Genomic DNA, 19,449 nt, shown 5'->3' with positions numbered 1-19,449 from the left:
CCATGAAGCAGGGTAAAAAGATAACAAGACTGCTTGCGTCCACTATGTGGTTCCCGAACAACAAACCAAACCGGTACGTTGTCCAGGGAACAAACCACAATTGAATAACAACACCACACTGCCCTGATACGGCAGAAGCAATGTTGTAACCACACGAGATTTCCCACACCACCCCCAAGGGGCTGGTGCCGGGTAAAAGGGTTACGGCGGTCATAGCGTGGGGGAAACGCCCGGTCCCATTCCGAACCCGGAAGCTAAGACCCACAGCGCCGATGGTACTGCACCCGGGAGGGTGTGGGAGAGTAGGTCACCGCCGGACAACCATTAGGTCGAGGCCCCAACCACCAGGTTGGGGCCTCCCACATTTAACACGCACAACGCCCTCTCTCACTTAACGCGGTTTTTTCTCGATCGCTCTTTCACTTGATGTGTTCTCAAACCCCACGTTCTCTCACCCGTCCATGAGCTAAGGCCCAGTTGGCAGCATCCCAAACCAGCCGTCGTCGTCGGCCGTCATATGGAAAAGCAACACCTGGAACACCGCGCCAGCTGAGAGAGCGTCACCCAAAAGGCCGCATCGAGTGAGAGAGCGTCCTGGGGCGTTGTGAACATTGCCACGATGCTGCTCCCTGGCCCCGCCCGGTCCTGCCATGTTGGGCAACTCCACTAGAATTGATGAAGATGTACGGACTTCGAAGCGCTTGATTTCGGGTTGCGTAGGAAAACGAAACACGGATACGAGCGGCTGCAGTTGCGCCAGTGGTCGGCTCACAACAGGAGGAATCCATATGGCTGAGCACAACGGCGGCAATCGCGGCGGAAATGACCGCGGCGGGTTCCGCGGCAATAACAATTCCGGCGGCGATCCCCGCGGATTCCGCTCCCGGACCAACCGTGACAACCCAGGTTCCGACCGGTCAGCCGGCGGGGGAGAGCGCAAGCCCTTCGGAGACCGTGACAAAAAGCCGTTTGGTGATCGCCCGCGCCGTGACGGGGAAGGTGACCGCCGCGGTTCCGGTACCGGCGAGCGTAAGCCCTTCAGCGGTGGTGAGCGTAAGCCGTTCGGTGACCGTGACCGTAAACCGTTCGGCGACCGCGACCGTAAGCCGTTTGGTGACCGTGACAAGAAGCCGTTTGATGATCGTCCGCGCCGTGATGGCGAGGCTGACCGTCGTAGCTTTGGCGGCGGTGAGCGTAAGCCGTTCGGTGACCGTGACCGATCATTTGATGATCGTCCGCGCCGTGATGGCGAGGGTGACCGTCGCGGTTCCGGTACCGGCGAGCGTAAGCCGTTCGGCGACCGTGACCGCAAGCCCTACGGCGATCGCGACAACCGTTCCTTCAGCGACCGTCCGCGCCGTGACGGCGAAGGGGACCGCCGCGGGTTTGCCGGAGGAGAGAACCGGAAGCCCTTTGGCGACCGGAGCGAGCGCCCCAGCCGTGGTGACCGCCAGGACCGGGGACCGCGCGGCTTTGACCGTGATGCCAGCCGTGACCGCCAGGACCGGGGACCGCGCGGCTTTGACCGTGATGCCAGCCGTGGTGACCGCCAGGACCGGGGACCGCGCGGCTTTGACCGCGACGCCAACCGCGACGCCGGGCCCCGCACCTTTGGCCGCGACCGCCAGGAAGAGCGTCCGGCCCGGGTCCCGAATATGCGTGACCTCCGCAGCGCCAACCGCCCGGACCGGGAACGGTCCCCTCAGATCGACGAGGATGTCACGGGCAAGGAACTGGACCGCGCTACACAGCACCAGATCAAGACGCTTGAGGCGAACAGCGCTGAGTGGGTGTCCCGACACCTGGTGATGGCCGGCCGTTTGATCGACGACGAACCGGAGCTGGCCTTCCAGCACGCCCTGGCCGCCAGCCGGCGCGGCGGCAGGCTCGCTGCTGTCCGGGAAGCGGTGGGGCTCACTGCCTATGCCGCGGGCCACTACGGCGAAGCGCTCCGGGAATTCCGGACGTACCGCCGGATCAGCGGCTCCAACGTGCACCTGCCGGTGATGGCAGACTGCGAACGCGGCCTTGGCCGTCCCGACCGCGCCCTCGATGTGGTCCGGTCCGAGGAAGCCCAGGACCTGGACGCTCCGGGCAAAGCCGAACTGGCCATCGTGGCAGCCGGTGCGCGTACTGACCTTGGCCAGCTCGATGCTGCCGTGGCAGAACTTGAGATCCCGCAGCTGGACATCAACCGCGCGTTCTCCTACAGCCCGCGCCTCTTCCGTGCCTACGCCGACGCACTCGCCGCTGTGGGCCGCACAGCTGAATCGGAAAAATGGCAAAAGCAGGCCGTTGTGGCGGAAAACGCGCTGGGCCTGGGCGTTGACGAAGAACCCGACATCATTGACTTGGGCTGGGACGAGGAAGAGGAAGCCCGGGAAGAGAAGGAACGCCGGCGCCTCCTGGAACGGGCCGCGACTGCTTCGGGTTCGGCTGCTGCCGCTGAAGGTTCTTCCGCAACAGCAACGGACGCGGCCAGCACATCCACCGCGGCCAGCACATCCACCGCGGCCAGCACCTCCATCGCTGCCAGCGAGGAGACGTCCGCTGGCTCCGGTGAAGCTGTCGAGGCCAGCATCGATGACCAGGAGCCGGATTACTTCGTATCCGACGACGCCGAGTCCGATGAGGACTCGGTGGAGGCCGACGAACTGGACCACAACGGAGAGGACCTGCCGGACAGCACAAGTCCGGTGGACCACCAGGATGGCCGGGAAGACTGGAACGGATGACTGAAGCCACCCTGATTTCCCTGTTTGACGCACTGCTCGCGGACCTGGACGGCGTGGTCTATGCCGGCCCGCACGCCATCCCCGGCGCGGTGGAGTCCCTGCAGAAGCTCGAAAGCCTCGGAGTGGGCCTGGGCTACGTGACGAACAATGCGTCGCGCACCCCGGCCGACGTCGCAGCCCACCTGCGTGAGCTCGGCGCGCCGGCGGCTGACAACCAGGTGGTCAGCTCTTCGCAGGCCGCTGCGGAGCTGCTCGCGTCAGAGCTGCCCCCGGGCTCGAAGGTGCTGATCACCGGAAGCCCGGCGCTTGCCCAGGAAATCGAACTGGTGGGCCTGGTGCCGGTGTACGGCCAGGAGGAGGAACCCGTTGCCGTGGTGCAGGGCTTCAATCCCGCCATCGGGTGGAAGGAACTCGCCGAGGCAGCCTATGTGGTGTCGGCCGGGGCCGCCTGGGTGGCAACCAACACCGACATGTCCATCCCGCAGGCCCGTGGCATCGCGCCAGGCAACGGCACCCTCGTTGCCGCGGTCACCGCAGCCACCGGCCAGACCCCCCGCGTCGCCGGAAAGCCGGAAGCGCCGCTGTTCCACTCGGCCGCCAAGCGCCTCGCCGCAGAGCGCCCCCTCGTGGTGGGTGACCGGCTGGACACGGACATCCTGGGCGGCAACAACGCAGGCTTCGCCACAGTGGCGGTACTGACCGGCGTCGACACCCGGGAATCCATCCTGGCCGCCCGGGCCGCCGAACGGCCGGACTACATCATCAGCTCCCTTCCAGACCTGTACCTCCCTTACCCGGCCGTCACGCAAGCCGACGGGACCTACACGTGTGGCGAGGCGACCGCGCGGGTTGCCAATGGGGCCGTGGGCATCATTGGCAGCCAGGACAACCTGGACTCCTGGCGGGCAGCCTGTGCCGCCTGGTGGGCAGCGAACCCTGATGCATCCACTGCCCAGGTGCCGAAGCTGGTCTGGCTGGATCACTAGACTGGTCCAATGACTGAGCTGAGCCACCCTGACGAATCCGCAGCAGCCCAGCCCTCCGCGGACTGGCCGCGGATAGGCCACGACGAGGTGTCGGATCACCTGGTCCAACAGTCCCTGGCACGTCTCGAGGCTGTGCCGGGGACGCCGGTGGCCGGGCACGAAGCAGCCTACAGTGAACTCCACGACGAACTGCGCGCAGCCCTGGACGCTGATCCGGCGGAACCAACCCGCGCCGCCGGTAACCGGCCGGAGAGTGGCGCCTGATGCCGGTGCGCCTTGACCAGGCATTGGTTGCCCGCGGTCTCGCGAGATCCCGCACCCATGCCGCCGCGCTCATAGCTGAAGGAAAAGTAAGTTCCGCCGGGCAGGTCCTCAGCAAAGCATCCGTCCAGGTCCCGGAGGACAGGGACCTGGTGGTCCAGCATGATGAACAGGACACCTACGTGAGCCGGGCGGGGCACAAACTGGCCGGCGCACTGGATGCCTTTCCCGAGGTTTTGCCGGCCGGAAAAAGGTGCCTGGACGCCGGCGCCTCCACCGGCGGCTTCACTGATGTCCTGCTCCGGCGCGGTGCCGCGTACGTGGTGGCGGTCGACGTCGGGCATGGCCAGCTGGTGCCCCAGCTGCGTGAAGATCCCCGCGTTGAAGTCCATGAGGGGCTCAACGTCCGATACATGTCGCCCGAGGACATCGGCGGCCCCGCAGCGCTCACCGTGGCCGACCTGTCCTTCATCTCCCTGACCCTGGTGGTCCAGCCGCTGGCCCTGTGCACTGAGCCGGGCGGTGACCTGGTGCTGATGGTGAAGCCTCAATTCGAAATCGGAAAGGACCGGCTGGGACGGACCGGCGTGGTGAATTCCGAGCGGGAGCGCCGGATGGCGGTGGAAAAAGTGGCCCGGGCAGCCTTCGAGGCCGGCCTGGACCTCCGCGGCCTTGCACAGAGCCCGCTTCCCGGCCAGGACGGAAACGTCGAATACTTCCTGTGGATAAAGCGCAGGATCAGCCAAGAGTTGCCTAAGATCGAAGAGCGAGACGCAGCCACTGCTGCCTTGCTCGGACGTATCTGGCACAACCACTAGAAGGCGGAACCTGATGAGCAGGCGTGTACTGGTCCTCGCCCACACCGGCCGTGAGGAATCACTAAAGGCCGCCTGGGAGGCCTGCGCCCAGCTGCATGCCTCCGGCATTGTCCCGGTGATGCAGGAGTCCGAGCTGGATGACATGGAACGGTTCTTTGGGCACCTGTCCCAGCCGGTGGAAGTGCTCCACGACCACGTCCAGCTCCCTGACGTTGAACTGGTGATGGTTCTCGGCGGCGACGGCACCATCCTGCGGGCAGCCGAGCTGGTCCGTGAAGTGGACGTGCCGCTGCTGGGCGTGAACCTGGGCCATGTAGGCTTCCTTGCCGAGAGCGAGCGGGCGGACCTGGCCCAGACCGTTGAATGGATCGCCAGCCGGGACTACACGGTGGAAGAACGCATGACCATCGATGTCCAGGTGTGGGTCCGGGGACAGAAGATCTGGCATACCTGGGCACTGAACGAGGCTGCGATCGAGAAGGCCAACCGGGAGCGCATGCTGGAAGTGGTCACGGAGGTGGACGAGCGTCCGCTCACGACTTTCGGCTGCGATGGCATCGTGCTCGCCACCCCCACGGGTTCCACGGCCTACGCGTTCTCGGCAGGGGGCCCGGTGGTATGGCCGGAGGTGGAGGCCCTGGTCATTGTTCCCATCAGCGCCCATGCGCTGTTCGCCAAGCCGCTGGTGGTATCGCCGCGCTCACGGCTCGCCGTAGAAGTCCTGGGCAGGACAGATGCCCAGGGCGTGCTGTGGTGTGATGGCCGGCGTTCGGTGGACCTGCCGCCAGGCGCCAGGGTGGAGGTCACGAAATCAGCCACACCCGTACGGCTGGCGCGAACCCATCAGACACCCTTCTCGGCCCGGCTGGTGCGGAAGTTCGAACTGCCCATCCACGGTTGGCGGGGGCCCGTCCCCAAGGCCGGCGCCATCCACACCGGCCCCATTCCCATCGTCCGGACACCGCGGCCCATGCCGCCGCTTCAGCTGCCGCACAGCGGGCAGCCGGACATCGATCCCGATCCCTCAACCGCAAAGTGAACCATGCTTGAAGAACTGAGAATCCGCGATCTGGGCGTCATTACCGACGCAACATTGCCGCTGGGCCCGGGGCTGAGCGTGGTGACCGGCGAGACCGGCGCCGGCAAAACCATGGTGGTCACCGCCGTCGGCCTCCTCCTGGGAGCCCGTTCGGATGCCGGTGCCGTCAGGAGCGGCGCCAAGAGCGCAACGGCCGAGGCAGTGCTGAAGCTCGACGCCGGCCACCCCGCCATCGCGCGCGCACTGGAGGCAGGCGCCGAGGCGGAAGAATTCGACGGCGGTGCCGAGCTTATCCTCGCCCGCCGGCTGGGTGCTGACGGGCGCAGCCGTGCGTTCCTGGGTGGGCGGGCCGCCCCTGTCGGCGTCCTGGCCGAAATCGGCGAAACGCTGGTTGTGGTCCACGGCCAGTCGGACCAGATCCGGCTCAAGGGTGCCGTTGCCCAGCGCGGCGCGCTGGACAAGTTCGCCGGCGAAACGCTGGCCGGGCCCCTCGCCGACTACCAGGGCCTGTATAACCACTGGAAAGCCATCCAGTCCGAGCTGGACGCCCTCCGCAGTGCCGCCCGGGACAGGCTCCGCGAAGCCGAATCCCTGGAAGCAGCACTGGCCGAGATTGACGACGTGGACCCGCAGCCCGGTGAGGACGAACTCCTCAAGGCGGAGGCAGTCAAGCTCGCCAATGTCGAGGAATTGCGGATCGCGGCAAGCACTGCCCACCAGGCCCTGATCGCCGAGGACTTCGGCGAAGCAGGTGACGCCACCACCTTGGTGGACGCCGCGAAGCGGACCCTTGAGCACGTTGCCGAGCACGACGCCGAACTCGGTTCCGCAGCAGCACGCCTGGCCGAGGTGGGCTTCCTCCTGAACGATATCGCCACCGAACTGGCCAGCTACCAGGCCGGTCTGGACAGCGAAGGACCGGAACGGCTGGCGGAGATCGAGGACCGGCGCGCCGTCCTGGCCAAGCTGATCCGAAAATATGCCCCGTCCATCGACGAAGTCCTCCAGTGGGCTGAAAACGCCAGGGTGCGCTTTGACGAACTGCAGGATGACTCAACCCGCATCGAAACACTGGACGCGGAAGTGGTGAGGGCCGAGGCTGACCTGCAGAAGCAGGCCGCTGCCATCACCAAGATCAGGACCAAAGCCGCCAAGGAGCTCTCCTCGCGGGTCAGCGCCGAACTCAAGGCCCTGGCCATGGCAGACGCCACCCTGGTGATCAACCTTGAGCCGGCCGGCCAGCTGGGAGCGCACGGCGCGGACGAGATCAGCTTCCTGCTGCAGCCGCACTCAGGAGCTCCGGCGCGGCCCCTGGGCAAGGGGGCGTCCGGCGGTGAACTCTCCAGGGTCATGCTGGCCATCGAAGTGGTGCTTGCCGCAGTGGATCCCGTCCCCACGTTCGTCTTCGACGAGGTGGATGCCGGAGTGGGCGGACGCGCCGCCGTCGAAATCGGGCGCAGGCTGGCCATGCTGGCACGGCACGTGCAGGTGCTTGTGGTCACGCACCTGCCGCAGGTGGCGGCGTTCGCGGACCAGCACATCACTGTGACCAAGACCTCGGTCAGGGGAGCCGACGGCAAAACGGCCACCGGGTTTACCTCAAGTGATGTCCGCCTCCTTGACGGCACCGAACGGGTCCGCGAACTGGCCCGGATGCTGGCCGGCCAGGAGGACTCGGAGTCAGCGCAGGCACACGCCCAGGAACTGCTGGACGACGCGAAACTGCTGCCGCAGCGGGCCTGACAGCGGCACGCGCGAGGGCAATGCAGCGGGGCCGCCCTTGCTTACGGGACGCCCGGACGCGCAGACTGGATCGTTTGGGAAAGCAGTTCCCGACCCGTGGAAGGCTCATTTGATGATAGGCTCGAATTCCGTGGTGCAGCGATCAAATTCCCGTGTAAATTCCCGGTTCCCGGGCTCGTCCAAGACGACCAAACACATCTTCGTAACCGGTGGTGTGGCGTCCTCGCTCGGTAAGGGACTGACGGCATCAAGCCTCGGTCATCTCCTGCGGGCACGCGGCCTGTCTGTAACTATGCAGAAGCTCGATCCCTACTTGAACGTGGATCCGGGCACGATGAACCCCTTCCAGCACGGCGAAGTCTTTGTCACTGACGACGGCGCTGAGACGGACCTGGACATCGGACACTACGAGCGCTTCCTCGACGAAAACCTCGAGGGCTCGGCGAACGTAACCACGGGCCAGGTGTACTCCACCGTTATCGCCAAGGAACGCCGTGGCGAATACCTCGGCGACACCGTGCAGGTCATCCCGCACATCACGGATGAGATCAAGCGCCGCATGCGGCTGCCCGCCGAAGGCAAGAACGCTCCGGACGTCATCATCACCGAAATCGGCGGCACGGTGGGCGACATCGAATCCCAGCCGTTCCTCGAATCGGCCCGCCAGGTCCGGCAGGACATCGGCCGCACCAACGTTTTCTTCCTGCACGTCTCGCTGGTCCCGTACATCGGACCGTCCCAGGAACTGAAGACCAAGCCCACCCAGCACTCCGTCGCAGCCTTGCGCTCCATCGGCATCCAGCCCGAAGCGATCGTCATCCGCTCTGACCGCGAAGTGCCGGACGCAATGCGCGAAAAGATCGGCCGGATGTGCGACGTCGACATCGACGCCGTAGTGAACGCCGCCGATGCGCCCAGCATCTACGACATCCCCAAGACCCTGCACTCCCAGGGCCTGGACTCCTACATCGTGCGGGCCCTGGACCTTCCGTTCAAGGACGTGGACTGGACCAGCTGGGACAAGCTGCTGGAAGCCGTCCACAACCCCAAGCACCACGTGGAAATCGCCCTGGTCGGCAAGTACATCGACCTTCCGGACGCCTACCTGTCCGTCACCGAGGCCCTGCGCGCCGGCGGCTTCGCCAACGACACCAAGGTCAAGATCCGCTGGGTCCCCTCGGACGAGTGCGAAACCCGGGAAGGCGCCATCAAGGCACTGGACGGCGTCAACGCCATCTGCGTCCCGGGTGGCTTCGGCATCCGCGGCCTCGAGGGCAAGCTCGGTGCGCTGAAATTCGCCCGTGAAACCAAGCTGCCCGTCCTGGGACTTTGCCTGGGCCTGCAGTGCATGGTCATCGAGTACGCCCGTAACGTTGTGGGCCTGGAAGGCGCATCCTCCAGCGAGTTCGAGCCGGATTCGAAGTACCCGGTCATCGCCACCATGGAAGAGCAGCTCGACATCGTCGAGGGCAAGGGCGACCTTGGCGGCACCATGCGCCTGGGCCTGTACGAGGCCAAGCTCGACGCCGGTTCGGTCATCGCAGGTACGTACGGCAAGACCACCGTCAGCGAACGCCACCGCCACCGCTACGAGGTGAACAACAAGTACCGCGACCAGATCGCAGCCGAAGGGCTGGTCTTCTCCGGCACGTCCCCGGACGGCAAGCTGGTGGAATTCGTCGAGCTGCCCGCCGACGTCCACCCGTACTACGTGGCCACCCAAGCGCACCCTGAACTGAGCTCGCGCCCCACCCGGCCGCACCCGCTGTTCGCCGGGCTCGTCAAGGCAGCCCTGGACCACCAGGAGGGCTCCGACACGGCAGCCGGCCTGGATACTGTTGCCTCCGAAGCCGGGCAGTCCGGTACCGTAGCCGCTAAGTAGTTCCGCACGACAAAAAGGACGGCGCGATGCCCGGTACACCTGAAGCCACCCCTGCAGTAAAGGTTTCGGATGCACCGAGCCCGCGCCGTCTTTTGTCTACCGAGAAGGTCTACGAAGGCCGGATCTGGGATGTGGTCAGCGACAGCTTCCAGTTGCAGGAAACGGGCGAGGCCCTCACCCGGGACTACATCGAACATCCGGGTGCCGTGGCCGTCCTGCCGATGAACGACGACGGCGAGATCCTCCTGCTCAAGCAGTACCGGCACCCCGTGGGCATGGACCTGTGGGAGATTCCCGCCGGACTGCTTGACGTCGAAGGCGAGGACTTCGTGGTGGGGGCAGCGCGCGAACTCGCCGAGGAAGCGGATCTTGCGGCGGGCACCTGGAACGTCCTGGCCGACTTCTTCAACTCCCCAGGTTCCTCCAGTGAGGCCATCAGAATTTACCTCGCCCGGGACCTCACCGACGTCCCGCACCATGAACTCCATGAGCGGACGGACGAGGAAGCCGACGTCGAGTTCCACTGGATCAAGCTTGACGACGCCGTGGAGTCGGTACTCGCCGGAAGGCTCCACAACCCTTCCGCCGTCGTTGGAATCCTTGCCGCCGCAGCCGCCCGCACTGAGGGATATGCCAATCTCCGCCCCGCGGACGCGCCCTGGCCCGCGCACCCCAGCCAGCGCTGATGGTCCCTGGTCCTTCTGCTGAAGCGGCTCCTGCTGAACTGGCTCCTGCTGGACCGGCCGCGCACGGAGAGGTTCGGGACGCCGCGCCGCCGGCCTTACCGCCAACAGCCATCGACCGCGGCATCACCGACTACCTCCAGCACATGGGCGTGGAACGCGGTGTTGCGGCCAATACGCTGGCAGCCTACCGCAGGGACCTGGCCCGCTACTCCCGCTACCTGGCAAAAGCCGGCTGCAGCCGCCCCCAGGACGTCACCCGCCACCACGTGACCGGTTACGTCCGGGCGTTAACGGAAGGGTCCGACGGCGGATCGGCCCTAGGTGTGCGGTCCGCGGCCAGGACTGTGGTCGCCGTCAGGGGGCTGCACAAGTTCTGGGCCTTGGAAGGCTTCACGCCTGCGGACCCCGCCAGCGACGTCCATCCGCCCATGCCCGGAAAGCGGCTGCCGAAGGCCATCAGTGTGGACGAGGTAACCAGGATCCTTGAGGCAGCGGGTACAGACACTGCCACGGGCTTGCGTGACCGTGCCTTGTTGGAGTTTCTCTACTCCACTGGTGCGAGGATCAGCGAGGCCGTGGGCCTGGATGTGGACGATATTTCCCTGCAGGAGGCGGAAACCGGGCCGGCCATCGTACGGCTCTTTGGCAAAGGCTCCAAGGAAAGGCTGGTGCCGCTGGGCTCCTATGGAGCCCGGGCACTCGACGCCTACCTGGTCCGCGGGCGTCCCCTGCTGGCGGCCAAGGGGAAGGGCACCCCCGCGTTGTTCCTGAATGCCCGGGGAGGCCGGATCAGCCGCCAGAGCGCCTGGACCATCCTGAAGGCCGCAGCCGAGAAAGCGAACATCACCAAGGACGTCTCGCCGCACACCCTGCGGCACTCCTTCGCCACCCACCTGCTCGAGGGCGGTGCAGACGTCCGCGTGGTCCAGGAGCTGCTCGGCCATGCATCGGTCACCACCACCCAGGTCTATACCTTGGTCACGGCTGACACCCTGCGCGAGATCTATGCGGCAGCACACCCCCGTGCCCTGGGCTGAGCTTGCTCGAAAACAGCCAGCCTTGGGACAGCTAGAGCAGCGCCTCGATGGTCAGTTCCACCGGGCCCAGCAGGAAAGCCAGCGCCGACGTGCCCATTCCTGCGAGCAACATCAGTCCCGGATGCGCCAAACCGATCACTACCCGGCGCAGGCGCGGGCGGCCGCGGAGGAATGACTTCGGCACCCGTGAGAGCGTGGGGACCTGCCGCCAGCCACGAAGCCTCCTCAGGAACCAGGCGCACCGGGCGACAAACGCCAGCCATAGAACGGCCACCACAACCGGGAACAAGGCTGCCATCAGGTTGAAGCCCAGAGCTGTCACCTCACGTTCAGAGTCTCCCGCCACGGCTTGGATGGTGGTGGAGATGGACGCGCTGAGCACCACCGATATGGCCCACACCATGAAGGCCGCAACAAGGGCCAGGAAACGCACAAAGAACAGGCCCAAAACTGATTCCCGGGCGGGCTTCACTTGCTGCCGGGGAGTCACGTGCAGCACGGCCAGGGTGCTGAACAGGGTGGGCAGGGCAGCGGCGGCCACCAGCAGGTACCATGTCCACCCTGCCAGGTCCACGAATTCATCCACAACAATCAGCACCGTCCAGAAGCAGGCCCAGGCCCAGCCCCAGTACAAAGGGTTGCGGACCAGCCACTCCGGCAGGCGGGTGTCAATGGTGGAGATACGGGCCGGCCGTATCCCGTGTGCAGTTTCGGGAGCCACACGTAGAGCTTGGCATATTCACCGCCCCGTGGCGCTTCCTCGCCGGGAACCCGCCAACCCCATAGGCTTGAGCGCATGACTGCAGCAAGGGTGACTCTCTGCTTCCTGCTCCGTGACGGGTCTTCGGGCCCGGAGGTGCTGCTGGGCCTTAAACGGACAGGTTTCGGGACCGGAAAAATCGTGGGTATCGGAGGACACGTCGAACCGGGGGAGAGCGACGCGGAAGCCGTGGTCCGCGAAGTCAGGGAAGAAACCGGGGTGACGGTCCGGCAGGAAGATCTGGCGGACGCCGGCGTCGTGCAGTTCGTGTTTCCGGCCAAGCCGGCGTGGGACATGCACACCCGCCTTTTCACCGCCCGGCGATGGCTTGGGGAGCCGGAAGAAAGCGACGAGATCATGCCGCAGTGGTTCCAGACCGGCATCCTTCCGGTGGACCGTATGTGGCAGGATGCCGACCACTGGCTTCCAGTGGTGCTCGAAGGCGGCAGGGTCAATGTGGTGGTCACGCTGGACAGCGACAACGAAACCGTCGCGTCGTCCGTGAGCCTCCTGCCCTAGGCGTTAATGAACGACGGCGGGATGTCCACCCAGCGTGGCCGTCCCGCCGTCGTACGCTCCGCCCTTCAGCCTATGGAACGTGCCGTTCCTCGGGACCGACATATTCGCTCAACGGGCGGATCAGGGAGTTTGAATCCAGCTGCTCCATGATGTGCGCCGTCCACCCGGTGATGCGGCTGGCGACGAACAGGGGAGTGAACGTGGCGGTGTCGAACCCCATCAGGTGGTAGGTGGGGCCGGCAGGATAGTCGAGGTTGGGCTTGATGGCCTTGGCCTCGTCCATGGCCGTCTCCAGCCCCTGGTAGAGGCCAAGGAGTTCGGGCCGGCCGTAGTGGGCCACCATCTTGTCCAGGGCAGCCTTCATGGTGGGCACGCGCGAGTCGCCGTGTTTGTACACGCGGTGCCCGAAGCCCATAACCTTCTTCTTCTGGGCCAGGGCGTTCTCCATCCACGTCTTGGCCCGGGCTGCCGCTTCCTCCAGGGACTCCTGCGGGCGGATTCCGATTTCGTCGAAGGTGTGCATTACGGCCTCGTTGGCCCCGCCGTGCAGCGGTCCCTTCAAAGCACCGATGGCCCCCGTGACGGCCGAGTGCAGGTCGGCGAGGGTTGACGTGATCACCCTGGCCGTGAAGGTGGAGGCGTTAAAGGAGTGCTCCGCGTAGAGAATCATCGAGACGTTGAAGGCCTCCACCACCTCCGGCACCTGCTCCTCCCCAAAGGTCATCCACAGGAAGTTGGCCGAATAGCCCAGGTCGTCACGCGGCTCAATGACATCCTGCCCGTGGCGGCGGCGCTGGTCGTAGGCCACCACTGCCGGCATGGCCGAGAACAAGTCGATGGCCTTGGCCATGTTGGCCTCGCGGGAGGAGTCTTCCGCCAGCGGGTGCCGCGCGCCCATCACCGAGGCAGCGGTCCGGCAAACATCCATGGGATGGGAACTCTCCGGCAGTGCATTGACCACCTGTTTGACCACCGGGTCCAGGGGCCGGCCGCCCCGCTCCCGTGCAGTGAACTCCACCAGCTCCTGTTCCGTGGGAAGTTCACCGTTCCAGAGCAGGTAGGCCACCTCCTCGAAGCTGCACCTCGCGGCGAGCTCCTGAACCGGGTAGCCCCGGTACAGCAGGGAATTGGTATCCGGGTTGACCTTCGAGACGGACGTGTAATCCACCACGACGCCGGCAAGGCCCTTTTTGATGTCCTCTTCAGCCATGCTGAAACTCCTTCGTTCCTGTCGCCTGTTGTGCCGGCCGGAGCCGGCGCGGTTTTCCCTACTCCCCGGGGACCCGGAAATTGAACACTCCGCTGTCGAAGCGGTTGTAGCCTTCGTAGTCAACAAGATCGTATAAGCGTGCGCGGGTAAGCATGCTGCCCACCTGCGCCTCCTGCGTGCCCTGGGCCTTGATCGCTTCCAGCGTACGCTCGGCAGCGCCCATGGCACTACGGAGAAGGGTGACGGGATAGATCACCATGTTCACCCCGACGCCCTGGAGCTGGTCCACCGTGAACAGCTCGCTCTTGCCGAACTCTGTCATGTTGGCCAGGATGGGCACGTCCACTGCTTTGCGGATGGCCTGGAATTCAGCCAGGTCCTTCATGGCCTCCGGGAAGATCGCGTCCGCTCCTGCTTCCACAAGGGCTCTGGCCCGATCCTGCGCGGCGGCGAGCCCGTCCACGGCACGGATGTCGGTCCGGGCCATGATGAGGAAGTTGGGGTCACGGCGGGCGTCGGCGGCGGCACGAATCCGCTTGGTCGCCGTCTCCAGGTCCACCACGTTTTTGCCGTCGAGGTGCCCGCAGCGCTTTGGGTTGAACTGGTCCTCGATGTGCAGCCCGGCCAGGCCGGCGTTTTCGATCTCCTGGACAGTGCGGGCCACATTCATTGGTTCGCCAAAACCGGTATCTGCGTCCACGATCGCTGGCAGGTCCGTCATGCGGGCGATCTGCCCGGCCCTGGTGGCAACTTCGGTCAGGGTGGTCAGGCCGATGTCCGGCAGGCCCAGGTCGTTGGCCAGGACCGCCCCGGAGATGTAGACCCCGGCGAACCCCTTCTCCTCGATCAGCCGGGCCGAAAGCGGGTTGAAAGCGCCCGGGAACTGCTGGACGGTCCCCGAAGCCAGGAGCTCCCGGAACCGGATCCGCTTCTGCTCCGGCGTGACCTTGGAATACAGCATCAGAAAAGTCCCTTCGGAGCGGCGGCCAGGTCGATGACGCCCGGAGCCGCCGTGATGTTCAGCTGGTCCAGCTCACCTGCCGCGAGTTCTGGGAGGCGTTCGACGGCGGCCAGGAACCTTTCGATTTCAGCCTCTTCCACGAGACCCGCGGCCAGCGTCCGGAACTTGTTGATGTACTGCTCGCGGCCGAAGGGGCGGGCACCCAGAGGGTGGGCGTCGGCCACGGCAATCTCGTCCGTGATCACGGTGCCGTCAGCCAGGGTGATTTCCACGGAGCCGCCGAAGGCTTTTTCATTGATGTCCAGGGAGTGGTAGCGGCGGGTCCATTCCGGGTCCTCCTCCGTGGACACCTTCTGCCACAGGTCCACCGTGTCCGGGCGGGCTGCGCGTTCGGGGGAGTAGGAGTCCACGTGGTGCCAGGCGCCGTCCTGCAAGGCAACCGTGAAGATGTAGGGGATGGAATGGTCAAGGGTTTCCCGGGATGCGGTGGGGCTGTACTTCTGGGGGTCATTGGCGCCGGAGCCGATGACGTAGTGCGTGTGGTGGCTCGTCCTAATGAGGACGGATTTCACCTTGGCCGGGTCGGTAGTCTCCGGGTGCTCACGGTTCAGCTTCCGGGCCAGGTCGATCCAGGCCTGTGCCTGGTACTCGGCGGAGTGTTCCTTCGTGTAGGTGTCCAGGATGGCGCGCTTGGCTTCCCCTGCTTCCGGCAGTGGAACCAGGTAGGAGGCATCCGGGCCATCGAGGAGCCAGGCGATCACCCCGTCCTCGCCTTCGTAGATCGGCACCGGGGACGTCTGACCGCGCATGGCCCGGTCCGCGGCCTCAACGGCCATCTTTCCCGCGAACGCCGGCGCGTGCGCCTTCCAGGTGGAGATTTCGCCCTTGCGGGACTGCCTGGTCGCGGTGGTGGTGTGCAGCGCCTGCCCCACGGACTGGAAGATGGTCTCGACGTCGAGCCCCAGCAGGGTGCCGATGCCGGCCGCTGCCGACGGGCCGAGGTGGGCCACATGGTCGATCTTGTGCTTGTGCAGGCAAATCGCCTTCACGAGGTTCACCTGGACTTCATAGCCCGTGGCGATGGCCCGCACCAGGTCCCGGCCGTTGGAGCCCACGTGCTGGCCCACAGCGAGGATCGGAGGGATGTTGTCGCCAGGGTGGGAGTAGTCGGCAGCCAGGAAGGTGTCGTGGTAATCCAGTTCGCGCACCGCCACGCCATTGGCCCACGCCGCCCATTCCGGTGAGATGCGCTCGCCGATGCCGAAGACCTTGGCACCCTTTCCACCGGAGCTCGGACCATGGGTGAGGGCCTGCGCCCGGGCTGCCACGATCGGTGCCCTGTTGAGGGAAGCCACGGCCACCGAAGCATTGTCGATCACCCTGTTGATGACCATGTCGGTGACCTCGGCGGGCACCTCCACGGGGTCGGCGGCAACCCTGGCGATTTTGTGCGCAAGCTGGTCCTCGCGGGGCAGGTTTTCTTCGCTCTTGTAGACGCGGACGTGGTGTTCCTTGACCATGGTGCTCCTTTAGCGGGATGGATGGGTGGCTTTGATGTGGGACAGGCTGCGGTGCAGGTGGAGGGTAGTGGCTGCCTGCGCCAGGCCCGGGTTGCCAGTGGCGATGGCCTCGGCGATGGCCGCATGTTCGGCTGCTGCGGCTGTGAGTCGTGCTGCGTCGTCGGCGGCGAGGCGGCGGATACGGACCAGGTGCACCCGCAGGCTGCGCATGGCCTGGGCCAGGTAGGAATTGGAGATCGCGGCATCAACGGCGGAGTCCAGCCGGTCCACCAGCAGGTAATAGTCCTGCAGTGCCGGTGCCGGGCCGGCAATGAGTGACGGCGCTGCCCGGAACTCTGCCTCCAGGTTCCAAAACGTTGCGGGATCGCCCCGCTCCGCGGCCAGGGCGGCAGCCTTTCCTTCCAGCGTCTCCCGGAGCTCGAAGAGTTCGTCGATATCCGCCAGTGAGATGCCCGTGACGACGACGCCGCGGCCGCCTGCCGCCGTCGTCAGTCCTTCTGCGGTGAGCCGGCCCAGTGCCTCCCGGAGGGGCGTGCGGGAGATCCCCAGCCGCTCAGCCTGTTCCACCTCGGCGAGCAAAGCGCCCGGCTGGAGTCGCCACTGGACGATGTCGTCGCGGAGTGCGGCGTAGGCCCGGTCGCTGGCTCGCACTGGCTGTCCCTTCGTTGGCAATTACCCCATTGTATACAGCGAATGGCTTTAGCAGCAGGATTCCGTCTGAATTACTCATCAAGAAGTGGTTCTTGTATACATACGGCGCTGCCCATTGAGCTGGAGACAATGTCAGGCATGGACGGCCCCGTCAGCGCCCGCCCCACCGGTATTCGTTTTCCGGCCGCCCGGGGGTTCCATATCGGGCGGTCCTGGACACTGTTCCGGCATCGGCCAAATACTCCAGGTAGCGGCGCGCCGTGACCCGGGACATGCCGAGTGCATCCATGACCTCGGTTGCGGAGACGGCGCCCTCTTGCAGCTTCATGAACTCCTGGACGGATGCCAGCGTGGAAACCGAAAGGCCCTTGGGCAGGGGCAGCTCGGATGGTGCACGCAGGCTGGCGAACGCCTGGTCCACGTCGGTTTGGGAAGCACCCGCCTTCCCGGACCCGCCCCGCGGGCCCGCGAGTTGTTGCCGGAACTGCTGATAACTTGCCAGCTTGTCCGCGAAGGTCGCGTAGGTGAACGGCTTGATCAGGTACTGGACAACGCCGATCGCAACTGCGCTGCGGACAATGGCCAGCTCACGGACGGCAGTGATGGCGATGATGTCCGCCAGTATTCCCGCCGCCCTCATCCGGCGCGCAATGTCCAGGCCGTGAAGGTCGGGCAGGTTCATGTCCAGCAGGACAAGTTCCACGGGGTTTCCCGCAGCAGCAAACTCGGTGAGGAGCCGCAGGGCAGACTGGCCGTCAGGGGCGGTGCCGGCAAGTTCGAAGCCCGGCAGCCGGCCGACATACGCTGCATGCGCGGCGGCCGCGATGGCTTCGTCCTCGACGACGAGGACCCTGATGTTGCTCACTGTTCGTGCTCCTTCTGTGCCGGCACCGCTGCGGGGAGGAACACTTCGAACTTGGCGCCGCGCCGTCCGTTGATGGTCAGGGTACCTCCCAGGCGCTGCACCGCCTGCCGCACCAGGGCCAGCCCGATGCCCCGGCCACCGGGGCCCGCCGCCTTGGTGCTGAATCCGTGCCGGAAGATCCTCTCCGCGTCATCCGGATCTATGCCGGGACCGGAATCGTGCACAGTGATGTCCAGTCCTTCCTCGTCCGACTCCACCGTCAGCTCCACCCGCCGTGGCGGCGGACCGTCGGCGGCAGCATCCATGGCGTTGTCAAGCAGGTTACCAAGGATGGTTACCAGGTCCTGGACGGCAATTCCCGCCACGGTCGCGGAACCGAGCGCCGTCACATCCAGCTGGACTCCACGTTCATGGGCCTCGGCCACCTTGCCCATCACCAGGGCACCCAGAACTGGTTCGTCCACCGAGCTGACCATGTCATCCGTCAGCTGCTGACTGAGTTCCAGGTCCTTCGTCGCGAACGCCAGGGCCTCCTGCGTTCGGCCCAGCTCCAGTAGCGACACCATGGTGTGCAGCCGGTTGGCGTGCTCGTGCGTCTGCGCCCGCAGTGCATCGGAGAGTGTACGCATCGTTTCCAGCTCGCTGCCCAGGGCCTCGATCTCTGTCCGGTCCCGGAGCGTCGCCACCGTACCGTACACGGGGGTTTTCCCGCGGCTGCCGGTCGGCTGGGGCCCCTTCGCGGGTCCCTGGTTGACCACCAGGATGCGGGAGCCGGTGAGGAGGATCTCGTCCTTTGCGCTGCGCCCCGACTCGAACAGGCTCCGCAGCCCCTCATCAAGTGGCAGGTCGGCCAGCGACGGCGGCCGGGTGGGGTCCTTGCTGCCGGGACCGTCAAGCCCCAGCAGCTCGGCCGCCTGATCGTTGTACATCACCACACGGCCTTTTGTATCGATAAGGATCAGTCCCTCCCGCACGGAATGCAGCACCGATTCGTAGTACGCGAACAATTGGGCCAGTTGCTCGGGCCCCCAGCCGCGGGTGACGCGGCGGAGGTACCGGCCCAGCAGCCACGAGGCCAGCGAGCCTCCCACCAGCAGTGCAAGGCCAATGGCCAGGAGGGCGGGCAGGCGCCCGGCGAAAGCCACATCCACGGTCCGCACCGTGACGCCGACCGAAACCATGGCCCTCACTGAACCGCCGCTGTCCTCAACCGGAACTATGGTCCGCACCGAAGGCCCAAGGGTTCCTGCCGTCACCTCGGTGAAGGCTTCACCCCGAAGCGCGGCGTCAATGGAACCGATATAAGGCCTCCCCAGTTCCTCATCCCGGGGATGCGTCCACCGCGTCCGGTCCGGCGCCATGATGGTGATGAAGTCCACGTCCGTTGCCGCCATGACGTCCTTGGCATAGGGCTGAAGGATGGCCGAAGGGTCCGGGGCGGCGGCGGCCTCGAGCACCAGCGGGCTGGCGGCGATGGACGCGGCGATTCCTGACATCCGCAGGCCCGCTTCGTCGTAGGTACGGTCGCGGGCGTCAACGTAGGTAGCTGATCCAACGATGGCGATGAACACCACCACAATCAGCAGGTTTGCCACGAAGAGCCGCCGGGCGATACTCCAGCGGTGGATCATCTGTACCTCCCGGGCACGTTCGGCGACACATAGGGGCTCCACGACCAATATGAACGCAACGGTGAGCTGGGTCACCACCTGTCCAATGATGGATATCACACCGGAGGACGCGTTCAGCCCAGAGATTGTGCCGCAGCGTCTATCA

General features: G+C 65.6%; 16 protein-coding genes, 1 rRNA gene and 1 pseudogene. 11 read left to right on the top strand and 7 right to left on the bottom strand.

The window, feature by feature from the left end; genetic code table 11:
• The first annotated feature begins 202 nt into the window (after positions 1–202).
• The 10 genes from rrf (at position 203) to xerD (ending at position 11,187) form a co-directional block, all read left to right on the top strand.
• A 5S ribosomal RNA gene (gene rrf / locus M1D32_RS12210) occupies positions 203–319 on the top strand.
• A gap of 469 nt (positions 320–788) precedes the next feature.
• Positions 789–2,735: a tetratricopeptide repeat protein gene (locus M1D32_RS12205; RefSeq protein ID WP_458778928.1), complete on the top strand. Its 1,947-nt coding sequence runs from the start codon at positions 789–791 to the stop codon at positions 2,733–2,735.
• Positions 2,732–3,721: an HAD-IIA family hydrolase gene (locus M1D32_RS12200; RefSeq protein WP_458778927.1), complete on the top strand. Its 990-nt coding sequence runs from the start codon at positions 2,732–2,734 to the stop codon at positions 3,719–3,721. The genes M1D32_RS12205 and M1D32_RS12200 overlap by 4 nt, the downstream gene beginning before the upstream one ends.
• Before the next feature lie 9 nt (positions 3,722–3,730).
• Entirely contained in the window at positions 3,731–3,985 is a 255-nt protein-coding gene (locus M1D32_RS12195) for a hypothetical protein (protein WP_458778926.1), read from the top strand.
• Positions 3,985–4,800 carry a TlyA family RNA methyltransferase gene (locus M1D32_RS12190; protein WP_458778925.1) on the top strand — a complete coding sequence of 272 codons (816 nt, stop codon included), beginning with the start codon at positions 3,985–3,987 and terminating at the stop codon, positions 4,798–4,800. The genes M1D32_RS12195 and M1D32_RS12190 overlap by 1 nt, the downstream gene beginning before the upstream one ends.
• A gap of 13 nt (positions 4,801–4,813) precedes the next feature.
• A complete protein-coding gene (locus M1D32_RS12185) occupies positions 4,814–5,839 on the top strand; it encodes an NAD kinase (RefSeq protein WP_458778924.1) in 1,026 nt (341 codons plus the stop codon).
• Positions 5,840–5,842: 3 nt separating this feature from the next.
• Entirely contained in the window at positions 5,843–7,582 is a 1,740-nt protein-coding gene (gene recN / locus M1D32_RS12180; protein ID WP_458778923.1) for a DNA repair protein RecN, read from the top strand.
• Positions 7,583–7,694: 112 nt separating this feature from the next.
• Positions 7,695–9,464 (top strand): CTP synthase, encoded by a 1,770-nt coding sequence (locus tag M1D32_RS12175; protein ID WP_458778922.1) that lies wholly within the window; start codon positions 7,695–7,697, stop codon positions 9,462–9,464.
• Between the two features lie 26 nt (positions 9,465–9,490).
• Complete coding sequence (locus M1D32_RS12170) at positions 9,491–10,150, top strand: NUDIX domain-containing protein (RefSeq protein WP_458778921.1); 660 nt, start codon at positions 9,491–9,493, stop codon at positions 10,148–10,150.
• The gene (gene xerD / locus M1D32_RS12165; protein ID WP_458778920.1) at positions 10,150–11,187 is read left to right on the top strand and encodes a site-specific tyrosine recombinase XerD; all 1,038 of its coding nucleotides are present in this window, start codon (positions 10,150–10,152) and stop codon (positions 11,185–11,187) included. The genes M1D32_RS12170 and xerD overlap by 1 nt, the downstream gene beginning before the upstream one ends.
• 31 nt (positions 11,188–11,218) lie before the next feature.
• On the opposite strand, the gene M1D32_RS12160 is transcribed toward xerD, so the two are convergent.
• The gene (locus M1D32_RS12160) at positions 11,219–11,908 is read right to left on the bottom strand and encodes a hypothetical protein (RefSeq protein WP_458778919.1); all 690 of its coding nucleotides are present in this window, start codon (positions 11,906–11,908) and stop codon (positions 11,219–11,221) included.
• Positions 11,909–11,983: 75 nt separating this feature from the next.
• On the opposite strand from M1D32_RS12160, the gene M1D32_RS12155 reads away from it, so the two are divergent.
• Positions 11,984–12,466: an 8-oxo-dGTP diphosphatase gene (locus M1D32_RS12155; RefSeq protein WP_458778918.1), complete on the top strand. Its 483-nt coding sequence runs from the start codon at positions 11,984–11,986 to the stop codon at positions 12,464–12,466.
• Positions 12,467–12,536: 70 nt separating this feature from the next.
• Here M1D32_RS12155 and M1D32_RS12150 read toward each other — a convergent pair whose 3' ends face one another.
• The 6 genes and pseudogenes from M1D32_RS12150 to M1D32_RS12125 all read right to left on the bottom strand — a co-directional run bounded on the left by M1D32_RS12150 (position 12,537) and on the right by M1D32_RS12125 (position 19,304).
• Positions 12,537–13,676, bottom strand: coding sequence for a bifunctional 2-methylcitrate synthase/citrate synthase (locus tag M1D32_RS12150; RefSeq protein WP_458778917.1), 1,140 nt, complete (start codon positions 13,674–13,676; stop codon positions 12,537–12,539).
• A gap of 58 nt (positions 13,677–13,734) precedes the next feature.
• Positions 13,735–14,637, bottom strand: coding sequence for a methylisocitrate lyase (prpB, locus tag M1D32_RS12145; protein ID WP_458778916.1), 903 nt, complete (start codon positions 14,635–14,637; stop codon positions 13,735–13,737).
• Positions 14,637–16,157 (bottom strand): MmgE/PrpD family protein, encoded by a 1,521-nt coding sequence (locus M1D32_RS12140; protein WP_458778915.1) that lies wholly within the window; start codon positions 16,155–16,157, stop codon positions 14,637–14,639. The genes prpB and M1D32_RS12140 overlap by 1 nt, the downstream gene beginning before the upstream one ends.
• Positions 16,153–16,808 (bottom strand): annotated as a pseudogene (locus M1D32_RS12135) (GntR family transcriptional regulator); the annotation flags it as partial. The pseudogene M1D32_RS12135 and the gene M1D32_RS12140, both read right to left, overlap by 5 nt.
• Positions 16,809–16,959: 151 nt before the next feature.
• A complete protein-coding gene (locus M1D32_RS12130; protein ID WP_458778914.1) occupies positions 16,960–17,673 on the bottom strand; it encodes a response regulator in 714 nt (237 codons plus the stop codon).
• On the bottom strand, positions 17,670–19,304 hold the full coding sequence (locus M1D32_RS12125) for a sensor histidine kinase (protein WP_458782181.1): 1,635 nt from the start codon (positions 19,302–19,304) through the stop codon (positions 17,670–17,672). Before M1D32_RS12125 ends, M1D32_RS12130 begins: the two co-directional genes overlap by 4 nt.
• Positions 19,305–19,449: the final 145 nt, after the last annotated feature.

The organism is Arthrobacter sp. D3-16 (assembly GCF_054408515.1).
The sequence above is the reverse complement of the archived record's forward strand: the minus strand, read 5'-3'. Positions and strand labels throughout refer to the sequence as shown.